Source organism: Mesorhizobium sp. GW821-FHT07A06 (assembly GCF_059419085.1).
Map to the genome: position 1 here is coordinate 1 of NZ_JBWKRC010000013.1, position 15,449 is coordinate 15,449.

12 protein-coding genes and 1 pseudogene are annotated in these 15,449 nt (G+C 63.5%); 5 read left to right on the plus strand and 8 right to left on the minus strand.

Annotated features, from left to right (window positions below):
- A pseudogene (locus AC07SZ_RS29275) lies at nucleotides 1–140 on the minus strand (5-aminolevulinate synthase); the annotation flags it as partial.
- Between the two features lie 278 nt (nucleotides 141–418).
- Here AC07SZ_RS29275 and galE point away from each other — a divergent pair.
- The 3 genes from galE to AC07SZ_RS29290 all read left to right on the plus strand — a co-directional run bounded on the left by galE (nucleotide 419) and on the right by AC07SZ_RS29290 (nucleotide 4,597).
- Nucleotides 419–1,414 (plus strand): UDP-glucose 4-epimerase GalE, encoded by a 996-nt coding sequence (gene galE / locus AC07SZ_RS29280; protein WP_056565840.1) that lies wholly within the window; start codon nucleotides 419–421, stop codon nucleotides 1,412–1,414.
- Nucleotides 1,415–1,517: 103 nt separating this feature from the next.
- Nucleotides 1,518–2,768 carry a D-amino acid dehydrogenase gene (locus AC07SZ_RS29285; protein WP_494917001.1) on the plus strand — a complete coding sequence of 417 codons (1,251 nt, stop codon included), beginning with the start codon at nucleotides 1,518–1,520 and terminating at the stop codon, nucleotides 2,766–2,768.
- Nucleotides 2,769–2,770: 2 nt separating this feature from the next.
- Nucleotides 2,771–4,597, plus strand: a complete 1,827-nt coding sequence (locus AC07SZ_RS29290; protein WP_494917002.1) for an alanine racemase — start codon at nucleotides 2,771–2,773, stop codon at nucleotides 4,595–4,597.
- On the opposite strand, the gene AC07SZ_RS29295 is transcribed toward AC07SZ_RS29290, so the two are convergent.
- From AC07SZ_RS29295 to AC07SZ_RS29325, 7 genes are all read right to left on the minus strand, one after another.
- On the minus strand, nucleotides 4,598–5,974 hold the full coding sequence (locus AC07SZ_RS29295) for an FGGY-family carbohydrate kinase (RefSeq protein ID WP_172374896.1): 1,377 nt from the start codon (nucleotides 5,972–5,974) through the stop codon (nucleotides 4,598–4,600).
- Complete coding sequence (rhaM, locus tag AC07SZ_RS29300) at nucleotides 5,971–6,288, minus strand: L-rhamnose mutarotase (RefSeq protein WP_056565853.1); 318 nt, start codon at nucleotides 6,286–6,288, stop codon at nucleotides 5,971–5,973. The genes AC07SZ_RS29295 and rhaM overlap by 4 nt, the downstream gene beginning before the upstream one ends.
- The gene (locus tag AC07SZ_RS29305; protein ID WP_056565857.1) at nucleotides 6,288–7,283 is read right to left on the minus strand and encodes an ABC transporter permease; all 996 of its coding nucleotides are present in this window, start codon (nucleotides 7,281–7,283) and stop codon (nucleotides 6,288–6,290) included. Before AC07SZ_RS29305 ends, rhaM begins: the two co-directional genes overlap by 1 nt.
- Entirely contained in the window at nucleotides 7,280–8,257 is a 978-nt protein-coding gene (locus tag AC07SZ_RS29310; RefSeq protein ID WP_056565861.1) for an ABC transporter permease, read from the minus strand. Before AC07SZ_RS29310 ends, AC07SZ_RS29305 begins: the two co-directional genes overlap by 4 nt.
- The gene (locus AC07SZ_RS29315) at nucleotides 8,254–9,795 is read right to left on the minus strand and encodes a sugar ABC transporter ATP-binding protein (RefSeq protein WP_494917003.1); all 1,542 of its coding nucleotides are present in this window, start codon (nucleotides 9,793–9,795) and stop codon (nucleotides 8,254–8,256) included. The genes AC07SZ_RS29310 and AC07SZ_RS29315 overlap by 4 nt, the downstream gene beginning before the upstream one ends.
- 86 nt (nucleotides 9,796–9,881) lie before the next feature.
- Nucleotides 9,882–10,877, minus strand: a complete 996-nt coding sequence (rhaS, locus tag AC07SZ_RS29320) for a rhamnose ABC transporter substrate-binding protein (RefSeq protein WP_065005696.1) — start codon at nucleotides 10,875–10,877, stop codon at nucleotides 9,882–9,884.
- A 48-nt stretch (nucleotides 10,878–10,925) separates the two neighbouring features.
- Nucleotides 10,926–11,729 carry a DeoR/GlpR family DNA-binding transcription regulator gene (locus tag AC07SZ_RS29325; protein ID WP_056565871.1) on the minus strand — a complete coding sequence of 268 codons (804 nt, stop codon included), beginning with the start codon at nucleotides 11,727–11,729 and terminating at the stop codon, nucleotides 10,926–10,928.
- Nucleotides 11,730–11,913: 184 nt separating this feature from the next.
- Between AC07SZ_RS29325 and AC07SZ_RS29330 the strand changes: the two genes are divergently transcribed.
- Together AC07SZ_RS29330 and rhaI are read left to right on the plus strand one after the other, a co-directional pair.
- Nucleotides 11,914–14,016, plus strand: a complete 2,103-nt coding sequence (locus tag AC07SZ_RS29330; protein WP_065005697.1) for a bifunctional rhamnulose-1-phosphate aldolase/short-chain dehydrogenase — start codon at nucleotides 11,914–11,916, stop codon at nucleotides 14,014–14,016.
- A gap of 91 nt (nucleotides 14,017–14,107) precedes the next feature.
- A complete protein-coding gene (gene rhaI, locus AC07SZ_RS29335; RefSeq protein WP_056565878.1) occupies nucleotides 14,108–15,400 on the plus strand; it encodes an L-rhamnose catabolism isomerase in 1,293 nt (430 codons plus the stop codon).
- Nucleotides 15,401–15,449: the final 49 nt, after the last annotated feature.

Consider the following 15,449-nt stretch of genomic DNA (forward strand, 5'->3'; position numbering starts at 1 on the left):
ATTTCCTCGGCGCGGCCGTTGGAGCGCCAGATGGCGCGCGGAAACTTGCCCGCGATACGCTCGAGATCGGCGAAGACACGATAGCGACGCTCCGCATGGAGCTGGTCGATCGCTTCTTCGAAGAACCGCTGGTAGTTCATGTCGGCTTCCCAATTTTGCGCGGGATCATAATCATTGCCCTATGGGTCGTCCACCAGGCCGTTTTGGTCAAAATGCCACGCCCCGCACCTGTTCCTAACGCTGGCGGATCGTGGCCTATTCCCAGTCCAGGACACGCTCTGTGGATCACTTTTGTTTCCACATGATGCCACATCAAGTGAACGCCGGTTACCAAGGGTTCTAATGGCCATGCGGAGGGCTTTCCAGTAAGGCGGTGTTTGAGACAGTTTCCGATAAATCTTGAGATGCGAGGATGCGGATGACGGTTTTGGTGACAGGTGGCGCCGGCTATATCGGTAGCCACATGGTCTGGGAATTGCTGGATGCCGGCGACAGCGTGGTCGTTCTCGACCGGCTTTCGACCGGCTTCGAATGGGCGGTTGCGCCGGAGGCAAAGCTCGTCGTCGGCGATGTCGCCGACAAGGAATTGGTCGGATCGATCATCCGGGACAATCAGGTCGACGCCATTATCCATTTCGCCGGCTCCATCGTGGTTCCGGAATCGGTCGCCGACCCGCTTGCCTATTATGATAACAACACCTCAAAGACGCGCACGCTGATCGAAACCGCGGTGCGCGAGGGTGTACCGAATTTCATCTTTTCCTCGACCGCCGCCGTTTATGGAGGCGCCGGGCTTGAGCCGGTGCGCGAGGACGCCCGCCTGGCGCCCGAATCGCCCTACGGCCTCTCCAAATTGATGAGCGAATGGATGCTGCGCGACGCGGGCCTTGCGCACGACATCCGCTACACGGCGCTTCGCTACTTCAACGTCGCCGGCGCCGACCCGAAGGGCCGCACGGGCCAGTCGACGCCAGGCGCCACGCACCTTATCAAGGTTGCCTGCGAGACCGCGCTTGGCAAGCGTCCCTTCATGCAGGTGTTCGGCACCGACTACCCGACGCCGGACGGCACCTGCATGCGCGATTACATCCATGTCAGCGACCTGGCCGCCGCGCATCGCCTTGCCTTGCAGCGGTTGCGCGAGGGAGGCACGAGCCTCGTCGCCAATTGCGGCTACAGCCATGGCTATTCCGTGCTCGAGGTGATCGACAGCGTGCGGCGCGCCTTCGGCCATGATTTCGAGGTGAGGATGGGCGATCGGCGTCCCGGCGATGCGGCGGCCGTGGTCGCCAATTCGGACCTCGCGCGAGCGGAACTCGGCTGGGCCCCGCAACGCGATGACCTCGACCAGATCGTCGCCGACGCGCTCGCCTGGGAACGCATCCTGACCAGCAAGAACTCCGCACGCGGCTGAGCCAGGTTCCCCGAGGGCTCGCAACGCGCGCGGTGACACGCTATGGAAGCATTCGCGACACGGCGTGGAAGCGCCGTGCCGCTGCGAGCTTTTGGGGGATGGCATGAAGATAACGGTGCTTGGAGCTGGCGTCGTCGGCACGGCGGCGGCCTATTATCTGGCCGCCGACGGTCATGAGGTCACCGTGACAGAGCGCCATCCGGCGCCGGCGCGTGGCACCAGCCAGTCGAATGCCGGGCTGGTTTCGCCGGGCGACGCCACCGCCTGGGCCTCGCCGGCGGCGCTGAAGACCTTCCTGCGCGGGCTCTACAACCATGATCTCGGCATCAAGGTGCGGCTGCGCTTCGATCCTTATTTCCTTGCCTGGAGCCTGCGTTTCCTGCGCCAGTGCACCGTGGCCCGCCTGCGCGCCAACAGCCAGGTCAAGCTGCGCCTGGCACTCTATTCGCGTGAGTGCATCAACGCCATCTCGGCCGACACCGGCATCCACTATGACGAGCGCAAGAAGGGCATCCTCTATTTCTTCCGCTCGCAGCACAGCCTCGATACCGGCACCGACAATTACCGATACCTGGCCGAGCATGGCCTGCCGATCGAGATCGTCGGCCGCGACCGGCTGGTCGAGCTTGAACCGGGCCTTGCCGGCGTGAAGGAAAAGATCGCCGGCGGCGTCTACTCGCCGATCGACCAGACCGGCGATTCCCGGCAGTTCGTGGAGAAGCTCGCTGCCCATGCCGCCGAAAAGCTCGGCGTGAGATTTCTCTACGGCACGACGGTCGAAGGCCTCGACATCGAGGGCGGCCGGGTGCGCGCGGTGATGACCTCCGCCGGCACCGTCTCAGGCGATGCGGTGGTTATCTCGATGGGTCCGGAAAGCGGCCTGCTCGGCCGCCGCTACGGCATCGACCTGCCGGTCTATCCGGTGAAGGGTTACACCGCGACCATTCCGCTGGAAGACGAGAGCAAGGGCCCGACCATGGGCGGCGCCGACGAAGACCAACTGATGGCCTATTCGCGCCTTGGCAATCGCTTGCGGTTGGCCTCGACCGCCGAATTCACAGGCTTCGACCGCACCCACAAGCCAAGCGACTTTGCCACCATGTTCAGGACCGCCAGGGATCTCTTTCCCGGCGCCTTCGACGAGAAGAAAGCGGAGCTGTGGGCCGGCCTGCGGCCAATGATGCCGAACTCCGTGCCGGTCATTGGCCAGGCGCGCTATGAGAATCTCTATCTCGACACCGGCCACGGCCATGTCGGCTGGACGATGGCCTGCGGCTCCGGGAAATTCCTGGCCGACCTTGTCGCCGGCCGCAAGCCGGAGATCGACCCGCAGGGGCTGGTCTACGGAGGCTAGGCATGTCGGGACCGCAAGTCGCCATCGACCTTGGCCGGATCGAGCGCAACGCCCGCACCATCGTCGAGCGCTGCGCGCTGTCGGGCATCAAGGTGTTCGGCGTCACCAAGGGCATGTGCGGCATGCCGCAAGTGGCGCGCGCCATGCTGCGCGGCGGCGTCGCCGGCATTGCCGAATCGCGTTTCGAGAACATCCGCCGGCTGCGCGACAGCGGCATCAACGCGCCGATCATGCTGCTGCGCAGCCCACCCATGGCGCGCGTCGAGGAGGTGGTGCGCACCGTCGACATCAGTCTGCAATCGGAACTCGCCACCATTCGCGAGATTTCGCGCATCGCCGAGCGCATGGGCCGCGTCCACGACATCATGCTCATGATCGATCTCGGCGATCTCCGTGAAGGCATCTGGCCGAGCGACCTGATACCCACCGTCGAGAAGATCCTCGAATTCAAAGGGGTTCGCATAGCCGGCATCGGCACCAATCTTGGCTGCTTCGGCGCCATCATGCCGACGCCGGAGAATCTTGGCCAGCTCGTCGCTCACGCCTACAAGACCGAGCGCCTGTCCGGCAAAAGTCTCGACTGGATCTCAGGCGGTGCCTCGTCGTCGCTGACGCTGCTGCTCGAGGGCAGGCTGCCCGCCGGCATCAACAATCTTAGGGTCGGTGAGGCTATCCTGCAAGGCGGCGTCGAGACTTTTCGCGAGATGCCATGGGCCGAACTCGAACCCGATGCCTGCCGGCTGACCAGCGACATCATCGAGGTCAAGCTCAAGCCGTCGCGGCCGATCGGCGAGTCCGGCTACGACGCCTTCGGCAACCAGCCGGTCTTTCCCGACGAAGGCGACAGGCTGCGCGCCATCGCCAATATCGGCCGCGAGGACGTGCTGGTCGAAGGGCTGACGCCGATCGCCAAGGGGATAAGGGTGCTCGGCGCCTCCAGCGACCATCTGCTGCTCGACGTCCAGGATGCCGATCCGCCACCCGCCGTCGGCGACCGCGTCGCCTTCCGCATGAGTTATGGCGCCATGCTGCTGGCGATGACTTCGGAATATGTCGAGAAGGCGCCGATGCACGACGTCGCGGACTTTTCCGGCCGCAAGATGGTGTCGATCTCGGCTGAAACGGAAGCCGCCGGCATCCTCGCCCGCGAGGGGACGGGCGGGCGGCTGGAGGCGATGAATTTCGACGTCGTCGAACTGGCCGATGTCGAGCGCCCCCCCTCGGGGCTGATCCGTCTCACCGCGGGCGCCGACCGTCGCGTCGTCCACAAGGCGCTGACCGTGACGGCGCGCGCGACGCACTCCTTCGGCCTGATCTGGATCGATTCCATCGCCGCCCTGATGCCCGAGGACGAAGAGGGCATCGATCTGCCGGAGGCCTCGGTGCTGGCGCGTGCGCTCGGGCTCGACCACAAGGCCGGCGCGTTGCAGCCGCAGCTGTCGCCGGAAAATGTCGTCATCGTCGGCTTGCGCCATGCCGATCCGGCCGAGGCGCGGGTGCTGAAGGATTCGCGGGTGTCGGCCTTCACCATGACCGACATCGACGCCATGGGCATGCGCGACCTGATGCATGAAGCGATCCGCATCGCCACGTCGGGCACGCAAGGCTTTCATGTCAGCTATTCGCCGACAGCGACCGAATTCGCCGGCTGGGCTGCTGGCTCCGGCGGGCTGACAGTGCGCGAAACGCATCAGGCGATGGAGGCGATCGCGCTGTCCGGCGGCCTGCTGTCGATGGATGTCTCTAGCCTGACCAAGGATCTGGAGCCCAGGATCGGCACCGATACCGTCAATTTCATCATGTCGGCCTTCGGCAAGCGGATCCTGTAATCAGCCCTGTGCCGCGACCGCCGCGCGCCATGCGCTGACATAGTCCGCCCAGGCCGGGTCGGTCGGTGGTTCCAGCCTTTCGCCGTTGCCGTGCGTGGCGGCCTGATCCGATGCCAGCAATGCGGCGCCAATGCTGGTGCCGGTCGCGGCTTCCGAGGCGACGACGCTGCGGGCGGTGGCCGCCGCCAGCATGTGGACAAACAGCCGGTTGCGGGCAAAGGGTCCTTCCACGGTGGTCGGACCGTCGGCGCCGATCAGCTCGAGACAGGTCGCCGTCATCAGCGCAAGATAGAACGAGATGGTGGCAAAACGCTCGGCATTGTTCATGCCGTCGGCATTGAGCCATGCCGCCGCAAGGTGCGGAAACGGTCCCGAACCTTGCTGCGTCGACGGCAAAAGCAGCATCTTGTTGGTCAGGACCGCCAGCACGTCGCCGCCGCTGTAATCCTGCGACTTGCCGTCCGTCAGCAGCGAGAATTCGCGCCCGCCCATGAAACGAGCCGACGGCACGGGATTGCCGAGTGCATTGACATTGACCAGCGTATCGCGCGCCGGGTCGAGCTTGACCGGCCTCCCGCCGACCGCCATCGACACCACCCAGGTCCCGGTCGAGACAACCGAGAAGGGTGGCGCATCCGACAAGAGATGCGGCAGCAGCGAGGCGTTGGAATCGTGCAGGCCGCAGAACACCGGGGTTTGCGGATCAAGCCCGGTTTGCGCCGCGAGCGCGGGCAGGATCGGGCCGAGACGGTCTCTCGCCGGTCGCACCGGCGCCATCAGGCCGCGCCAGTCCATGCGGTCGACCAATGACGAGAAATCCACCTTCCATGGGTCCCAGAGATCCGTGTGGCAGCCCAGCGAGGTAACCTCGTTTGCGGTAACGCCGGTGAGGCGCAAGGCCCAGTATTGCGGATACATCAGCATCGCCGCGGCCCGCGCAAAATCGGCCGGAAAGCGTTTCTGCTGCCAGAAGAACTGCGCACCGAGATTGAGGCCGAGCGGCAGGCGCGGCGTGCCGGTCTCGGCGAAGGGCGGGCGGATCGCGTCATAGTCCGCCGCCAGCGCGTCGGGACCATCGAATTCATAGTCGAGTACCGGCAGCACCAATTCACCCAAGGCATCGACCAACGCGCCGGTCGCACCGTGGGTGGTGATCGAAATGGCGTCGATGCGCTGTTCGCGGTTGAGGCTGGCCAGGCTGTCGAGCATGAATATCCACAGCGCTTCGACATCATGGTGCGGGTAGGGCGCCTGCCGCACCGGCGCATTGGCCATCCGGCGCAGCGCGACTTCGCTCAACGTTGTGAGGTCCACCAGCGCCACCTTGGCGTTGGTCTTGCCGATGTCGATCACGGCGATGTGGCGCATCGCACTCATTCCATATGGAACACGGTTTCCAGCGGCACCACCACCGGCTCGTTGTCAGGCCTGGTTTCCATGATGTCGGCCATGTCAGCCCACCAGCGCTGCATCACCGGATGCTTGGGCAATTCGTCCATGCCGTGGTCGTCGCGCCGCCACAGCACGCCGAACAGGGTGTTGGTCTCCTCGTCGAGATGGATCGAGTAATCGGAGACGCCGGCCTGCTTCAAGAGCGCGATCAGCGCCGGCCAGATCTCGTCGTGACGCTTCCTGTACTCGGCCTTCATGCCGGGCTTGAGCTGCATCTTGAACGCGTATTTCTGCGGCATCAGCGTCCCCCGCGCAGCCGCCGCCAGACGATCGGCAGCGCGATGACGATGATCAGCAGCAGGCCGATGAAGATCGACATGACGATACCGGGAACGTTGAGCAGGCCGAGGCCGAAGGTCACAAGCCCCATGATGAAGGCCGCGAGCACCACGCCGACAATGCTGCCGGCGCCGCCCAGAATGCTGACGCCGCCGAGCACCACCATGGTGATGACTTCCAGCTCATAGCCTTGCGCGATCGACGGCCTTGTCGAACCAAGCCGCGAAGTGATCAGCACCGAGGCGATGCCCGACATCAGTCCGGTCAGGCAGAACAGGATGAACTTGATGCGGCCGACGCGCACGCCGGAAAACTGCGCCGCGACCGGATTGTTGCCGATGGCGAAGACACGGCGGCCGAAGCTGGTGCGGTGCAGGAGGAACCAGTAGACGACGGCCGCGATCAGGAAGAGCACCAGTTCGAACGACACGACCCACCAGACATAGCCCTGGCCGAAGAAGGCGAAGCTTTCGGGGTAGCCCTTGTAGGCCTGGTCGCCGAGGATGATGAAGGCGATGCCGCGAAACAGGCTCATCGTGCCGATGGTGACGACGATGGAGGGCAGGCCGAGCCGTGTCACCAGCAGTCCGTTGAAGGCACCGCAGCCGAGGCCGACGACGATGCCGATCGCCACCAGCGCCGGGGTTCCGGCACCTGCCTGCACCGCCATGCCCATCATGGTCGAGGCGAGCGCGATGATAGCGGCCACCGACAGGTCGATCTCGCCCGAAATGATCAGCAGCGCCATGGCGAAGGCGATCAGGCCCTTCTCTGTGAAGTTGAAGGTCAGGTCCGACAGCGAATAGGGGTCGAGGAAATAGGGCGAGGCGAAGCTGTTGATGGCGAAGATGGCGACGGCCACCACCACCAGCAGCGCCTCCCAGGAAAAGATCGCTGAAGACAGCGGCTTGTCGAGCCGGTCGGGAATATGGCGCGGGGCGGGGATGTCGGTCATGCCGCCTCCACCTTTCTCAGGATGATGCGGCCCTGCTGGCGTTCGCCGCGAGCGTTGAGCACGACGGCCAGGATGATGGCGCTGCCCGAAATCGCCATCTGCCAGAAGGGCGAGATGTTGATGACCGGCAGCGCATTGGAAATGATGCCGAGGAACAGCGCCCCCAGCACCGCGCCGCCGACCGAGCCGATGCCGCCGGCGATCGAGATGCCGCCGATGACACAGGCGGCGATGATGTTGAGTTCATAGCCGTTGGCGACTTCGACCGAGGCGATCACGTAGCGTGAGATCCAGAGGTAGCCGGCAAGGCCGCCGATCATGCCGGAGATGCAGAAGACGATGAATTTCGTCCGGCCGACGTCGATGCCGGTATAGACCGATGCCGTCGGGTTGACGCCGATGGCGTAGATCGAGCGGCCGAGCGCCGTGCGTGTCATCAGGATGAAGAACAGCGCGATGACCAGTATGGCGATCCAGGACAGCACCGGGATGCCGAGGAAGGCGGCGCGCTGGAAGCCGATGAATTCAGGGCTCATCTTGTCGGCATTGACCCAGGCGCCGCCAGACAGCACGAAGGTGGCGCCGCGATAGATGGTCAGCGTGCCCAATGTCACCACGATCGAAGGGATGTTCAGCCGCCACACCAGAAGGCCGTTTATGGCCCCGAGCACCAACCCGACGGCGAGCGCGGTGACGATCAGCACCGGGATAGGGATCGCCGGGTGCGCGGCATTCAGCATCGCCACCACCATGCCGGTGAAGCAAAGGTTGGAGGCCATCGACAGGTCGATCGATCGCGTCAGGATGACCACCATCTGCCCAAGCGCCAGGATCATCAGGATCGAGGTGTCGTTGAATACCTGGCGCAGATTGCCTGGATCGGCAAAGGCGGGGAAGCGGGTCGAGATCAGCGCGATCAGCACGACGATGGCAGCGGCCAGCCAGATCTCGCGGTATTTCAGGAGAGCCTTCATGCCGCGATTCCCGCTGCTGTCCGAACCAGCGTTTCGGCGTCGAGTCCCTTGTTGTCGTAGACGGCCGCGACAAGCCCCTCGCGCATCACGACGACGCGGTCGGACATGCCGAGAATCTCCGGCAATTCCGACGACACCATGATCACCGACAGGCCCTGCGCCACGAGTTCGGCCATGAAGCCGTGCACGGCGGCCTTGGAGCCGATGTCGATGCCCTTGGTCGGTTCGTCCAGGATGATCACCTTGGGCGCGGTCGCCAGCCATTTGGCGATGACGATCTTCTGCTGGTTGCCGCCCGACAGCGTGCCGACATCCTGGCTGAGCGAGGAGGCCCTGAGGTCAAGCCGCTCGGTGTAGGAGCGGGCGAGCGCGAACTCTTCCGACAGCCGCAGCAGGCCTGACTTGGAAGTGCGCTTGAGTGAGGGCAGCGACACGTTCTGGAAGATCGGCAGGCCGATCACCACGCCTTGCTTGCCGCGTTCCTCCGGCACATAGACGATGCCGGCTTCGATCGAATCCGCTGCTGATTTCGGCGCGATTACCTTGCCGTCCAACGTGATCGTGCCGCCTGAGGCGCGGGTGATGCCCGATATTGCCTGCATCACCTCGCTGCGCCCGGCGCCGACAAGGCCGTAGAAGCCCAGGATCTCACCCTTGTGCAGTTCGAAGCCGATATCCCTGAATTCGGTCGGGTGCGACAGGCCGGCGACCGAGAGCACCGGCGCGCCGATCTCGGCCTTGCGCTGCGGAAAGATATGATCGACCGAGCGGCCGACCATCATGCGCACGATCTGGCTCTGGCCGGCATCCTTGATCAGCCCTTCGCCGACCATTTCGCCGTCGCGGAACACCGTGTAGCGATCGGCGATACGATAGATCTCGTCGAACTTGTGACTGATGAACAGGATCGCTTTGCCCTCGCTCTTGAGGAATTCGATCAACAGGAAAAGCTCCTCGATCTCCTTCATCGAAAGGGCGGCGGTCGGCTCGTCCATGATGACGATCCGCGCGTCGATCGACATGGCGCGCGCCACCGCGACGAGGTGCTTGTTGGCAATGCCGAGGTCCTTCAGCCGTGCGTCGGCATCGATATGGCCGGCATGCATGGTGTCCAGCACTTCGCGCGCATTCTTGCGCATCGTGCGCCAGTCGATGGTGCCGAAGCGCGAGCGTGGCGCATGGCCAAGAAAGATATTTTCAGCGACCGTCAAATCATCGAACAGCACCGTTTCCTGATGGATGGCGGTGACCCCATGGCCGAAGGCGGCATGCGCGCTGGGCAGGATGACGGCCTGGCCGTCGATGCTGATCGTGCCGGCATCCGGTTGGTAGATGCCTGTCATGATCTTGACCAGCGTCGACTTGCCGGCGCCGTTCTCGCCGATCAATGCGGTCACCTGGCCGGGGTAGAGCGACAGGCTGACATTGTGCAGCGCGCGCACGCCGGGAAAGCTCTTCGAGATGGCGGACAGCGTCAGGCGTGGGGTGGAGGCCAGGGGCCTCTCCATTGCCGCGCCGTGTTGGGCTGTCGTGTCCATGGTTGTGTATCAAGCCCTGAAACAAGGTCCGTTTAAAATCGCGGCGGGACGTGAGCCCCGCCGCGACAGCTTGAGAGGGGCCGAGATCAATAGATCTTGGAGAACTTCTCGATGTTGGTCTTGTCGAACTGGAAGGGCGGAGCCATCGCAGCCGAGTTGGTGTCGTCGAGCGTCACCTTGCCGACGCGGCCGATCGACAGCGTGGCGCCGGGCTTTGCTTCTTCCTTCTTCACCGCCAGGTCATGGGCGAGGTAGACGGCGGAGTAGCCGAGGTCGATCGGGTTCCACAGCGCGACCGCCTGGCTGGCGCCGTTGTCGATGAACTTCTTGAACTCGGACGGCAGCGCGAGGCCGGTGACGTTGACCTTGCCGATCAGGTTCTCGTCGGTGACGACCTGTGCGGCGGCAACGACGCCAACGGTGGTCGGCGCGATGATCGCCTTGAGGTTCGGGTAGGACTTCAGCAGGCCCTTGGCTTCGTCGGTGCTCTTGGCCGAGTCGTCATCGCCATAGACGGTGGCTACGAGTTTGATCTTGGGGAACTTCTCCGGCAGGATTTTCTTGGCCGCGTCGATCCAGGCGTTCTGGTTGGTCGCGGTCGAGGAGGCCGACAGGATGGCGACATCGCCGCCTTCCGGCAGGTAGTCGGCGGCAAGCTTGATGATGGTCTCGCCGATCAGGCCGGTATCGGACGGGTTGAGGTGAAGCTGGCGGCCTTCCTTGGCGACACCGGAATCCCAGGAGATGACGGTGATGCCGCGCTCCATGGCCTTCTTCAGCACCGGCACCAGCGCGTCGGCGTCATTGGCGGAAATGGCGATGGCGTTGACCTTCTGGGCGATCAGCGAGTTGACCACTTCGATCTGCGCTTCGGCGGTCGCCTTGGTCGGGCCGGTGTAGATGATGTCGACGTCGCCGAGTTCCTTGGCCGCCTCTTCGGCGCCCTTGTTGGCCGCGTCGAAGAAGCCGTTGCCGAGCGACTTCACCACCAGCGCGATCTTGACATTCTCGGCATAGGCCGCATTCACGAACATGGCGGCGGAAAAGGCCGCGGTAACCATCAATTTCTTCAAGAAGCTCATCGTATATCCTCCCTTGAGCGTTGCATTTCCATCGCCGCTGCGGGCGTCTCAGGCCTGCAGTGAAGATTCTTCCTTTGCCGATTTGCGGGCGACGATCAGCGTCACGCCGGCGGTCTCCAACATCTTGGCTTCGCGATCCTCGATGCCGTCATCGGTGATGACCGTGGCGATGCGCGACAACCCGCACAGGATCAGGCTGGAGCGTTTGCGGAATTTCGAGGAATCGACCAGCACGACCAATTCGTCGGCCTGGTCGATAAGCTTCTGCTCGGCCTGGATCAGCAGCGGATCGCCTTCCATCAGGCCGAGCGGTCCCAGGCCTTGCGCCCCCATGAACATGCGGCGCGCGTAGAAATTGCGTGTCACGTCATTGTCGAAGGGCGACAGGATGATGTTCTGCTCGCGGTAGATGGTGCCACCCGACAGCATCACCGTGTTCTTGGAATGCTTGAGCAGATGCTCGGCGATCGGGAACGAATTGGTGAAGATCGGCATGCGGCGGCCGGTCAGGAAATGCACCATCTGGAAGGTGGTGGTGCCGCCATTGATGATGATCGGCTCGCCGTCCCCGCACAATTCCACGGCTTCTCGGGCGATGGCCCGCTTCTGCGCGGCGTTGATCGTTTCGTTGACGGAAAAGGGCCGGCCGGCCAGGCCGATGAATTGCGGCGGCGAGATCGCCTCGGCGCCGCCGCGCACCCGGCGCAGGCGCTTTTGCACGTGAAGAGCCGCGATGTCACGCCGGATCGTCGCCTCGGAGGACTCCGTCAGGTCGACCATCTCCTGCACCGTCACCACAGGCTTTTCCTGGACGGCGGACAGAATGATCCTGTGGCGCTCTTTTTCGTGCATGGTTCCTCCCTGCATTGCCATCTAGGCACTCAAAACAAGCACTGTCAATCATTTCCGATCATATAATTTCATTGTGCAGTGCAATATGATCGATATTGATCGTTTGTGATTGACAAGCGAGCCTCTTGCGTAGACATTCCGGGCAAAATGGACCGCGGCTTTTTGCGTCCCAGGGAGGATACCTATGCTCGACAAGCGCTCCGGCTCGCGCCTTGCCAATCTGTGGGACGATACGAAGGCCCAGGGGATGAGCGGGCCTGAGCTTCTGGTCTATCGCTCGAACACGCTCGGCTCCGACAAGCGCGTCACCAACTATGGCGGTGGCAACACGTCGTCCAAGATCTGGCAGAAGGATCCGCTCAGCGGCGCTGATGTCGAAGTGCTCTGGGTCAAGGGCTCCGGCGGCGACAGCGCTTCGATCAAGCTCGACGGTTTCGCCACGCTCTACATGGACAAACTGCGCGCGCTCAAAAGCCTCTATCGCGGCGTCGAGCACGAGGACGAGATGGTGGGGTATCTTCCCCACTGCACCTTCAACTTAAATCCGCGTGCGGCCTCGATCGACACGCCACTGCATGCCTATGTGCCGAAGCCTTTTGTCGACCACATGCATCCCGACGCCATCATCGCCATCGCCGCGGCTAGGGATTCCAAGGCGTTGACGACGGAGATCTTCGGCGACGCCATCGGCTGGCTGCCGTGGAAGCGGCCCGGCTTCGAACTTGGCCTGTGGCTGGAGAAATTCTGTGTCGAACACCCCGCCGCCAAGGGGGTCATCCTCGAAAGCCACGGCCTGTTCACCTGGGGCGACACGCCCAAGGAATGCTACGAGACGACGATCTCGGTGATCAACCAGGCGATCGAGTGGTTCGAGCGCCGCTCCGAGGGCCTCGCCATTTTCGGCGGCGAAGTGGTCAAGTCGCTGGACGCCGCTGAGCGTCGCGCCATCGCCGCGAAACTGATGCCCAGAATTCGCGGCCTGATCTCGGAAAAGAGCCACAAGCTTGGCCATTTCGACGATTCGGCCGCCGTGCTCGAATTCGTCAACTCCAGGGATCTGCGCCCGCTGGCGGCACTGGGCACCTCATGCCCCGACCATTTCCTGCGCACCAAGATCCGCCCGCTGGTCATCGAGTTCGATCCGGCCAAGCCCGATGTCGATGCGGTGATCGCGCGCCTCGCCGACGACGTCGCCAAATACCGCGTCGGCTACCAGGCCTATTACGACAGCTGCAAGCATGCGGACTCGCCTGCCATCCGCGATCCAAACGCCGTGGTCTATCTGATGCCTGGTGTGGGCATGTTCACCTTCGCTGGCGACAAGGCGACGGCGCGGATCTCCGGCGAATTCTACGTCAACGCCATCAATGTCATGCGCGGCGCCTCGACCGTGTCGTCCTATGTCGGCCTGCCCGCACAGGAAGCCTTCGATATCGAATACTGGCTGCTCGAGGATCTGAAGCTGCAGCGCATGCCGAAGCCTAAGTCGCTGGCCGGCCAGATCGCGCTGGTCACCGGCGGCGCCGGCGGCATCGGCCGCGCTACGGCCAACCGCCTGCTGCGCGAAGGCGCCTGTGTGGTGCTGGCCGACATCGACGAGGCAGCACTCGCCAGCGCCAATGATGAACTGGCGAAGGCGTACGGCAAGGATTTCGTCCGGCCGGTGGTCATCAACGTCACCTCGGAGGATCAGGTCGTAGCCGGTTTCGCCGAAACGGCGGTCGAGTTCGGCGGCATCGACATCCTGGTGTCCAACGCGGGTCTCGCCTCCTCGGCGCCGATCGAGGAGACGTCGCTGGCGCTGTGGAACAAGAACATGGACATATTGTCGACCGGCTACTTCCTGGTCTCTAGAGAAGCGTTTCGGCTGTTTCGGGTGCAGAAGATCGGCGGCAATGTCGTCTTCGTCGCGTCCAAGAACGGCCTTGCCGCCTCGCCCAACGCCGCCGCCTATTGCACCGCCAAGGCCGCCGAGATCCATCTCGCCCGGTGTCTCGCGCTGGAGGGCGCGGAAGCGCAGATCAGGGTCAATGTCGTCAATCCGGACGCCGTGCTGCGCGGCTCCAAGATCTGGACCGGCGAGTGGAAAGAGCAGCGTGCGGCCGCCTACAAGATGTCCACGGACGACCTCGAGGAACATTACCGTTCGCGCTCCATGCTGAAGCGCTCGGTCTTCCCGGAAGATATCGCCGAAGCGATCTATTTCTTCGCTTCCGACATGTCAGCCAAATCGACCGGCAACATCATCAACGTCGACGCCGGCAACGCGCAGAGCTTTACGCGCTAGGCCTTCTCTCCTTCTCCCCGTTCACGGGGAGAAGGTGGCCCGAAGGGCCGGATGAGGGGCAGCGCCAACTGGCATTTGGGAGGAATAGCAGTTGTCCGAAACGATCATTTCCGCCGACGTCGTCGAAAGAAATAACATCGCCCGCAAGGCTGACCTCGAGCACGACTACGCCTCGCTCGGCGAGCGACTCGACCGTCGCGGCATCGCCATCGACGCTATCCGCGACAAGGTCGAGAAATTCGCCGTGGCCATCCCCTCCTGGGGCGTCGGCACCGGGGGCACCCGCTTTGCCCGCTTTCCCGGAGCCGGTGAGCCGCGCGACATCTTCGACAAGATCGAGGATTGCGCCGTCATCAGCCAGTTGACGCAGGCGACACCGACCGTTTCCTTGCACATCCCTTGGGACAAGGCCGACCCGAACCGGCTGAAGCAGGCGGCCTCGCGTTTCGGTCTCGGGTTCGATGCCATGAATTCCAACACCTTCTCCGACGCGAAGGACCAAGCGCTTTCCTACAAATTCGGCTCGCTCTCGCATGCCGATGCCGGTACGCGCCGGCAGGCGGTCGAGCACAATCTCGAATGCATCGAGATCGGCAAGACGCTCGGCTCCAAGGCGCTGACGGTGTGGATCGGCGACGGTTCGAATTTTCCGGGCCAGGTCAATTTCGCCAAGGCATTCGAGCGCTATCTCGATGCGATGAAGCAGGTCTATGCCGGGCTGCCCGCCGACTGGAAGCTGTTCACCGAGCACAAGATGTACGAGCCGGCCTTCTATTCAACCGTCGTGCAGGACTGGGGCACCAACTACATCATAGCGAAAGAGCTTGGCGACAAGGCGTTCTGCCTCGTCGACCTCGGTCACCACGCGCCCAACGTCAACATCGAGATGATCGTGTCGCGGCTGATTCAGTTCAAGAAACTCGGCGGCTTCCACTTCAACGATTCGAAATATGGCGACGACGATCTCGATGCCGGTTCGATCGATCCCTACAGGCTGTTTCTCGTCTTCAACGAACTGGTCGATGCCGAGCTTTCCGGCGCCGGCGGCTTTGACCCGGCCCACATGCTCGACCAGAGCCACAACGTCACCGATCCGATCGAAAGCCTGATGCTGTCTGCGGTCGAGGTGCAGCGCGCCTATGCGCAGGCGCTGCTGGTCGACCGCAGGGCACTCGAAGGTTTCCAGGACGGCAATGACGCGCTGATGGCGACGCAGACGCTGAAGGCGGCCTACCGCACCGATGTCGAGCCGATCCTGGCCATGGCGCGGCTGAAAACCGGCGGCGCCATCGATCCCGTCGCCGCCTACCGGGCGGCTGGCTACCGCGCCAAGGTCGCGGCCGAGCGCCCTGCCGTCGCCGGCGGCTCGGGCGGGATTGTCTGACAAGCCTGACATCTGAATTGATCCGTCTGGCCCACCATTGATGGTGGAC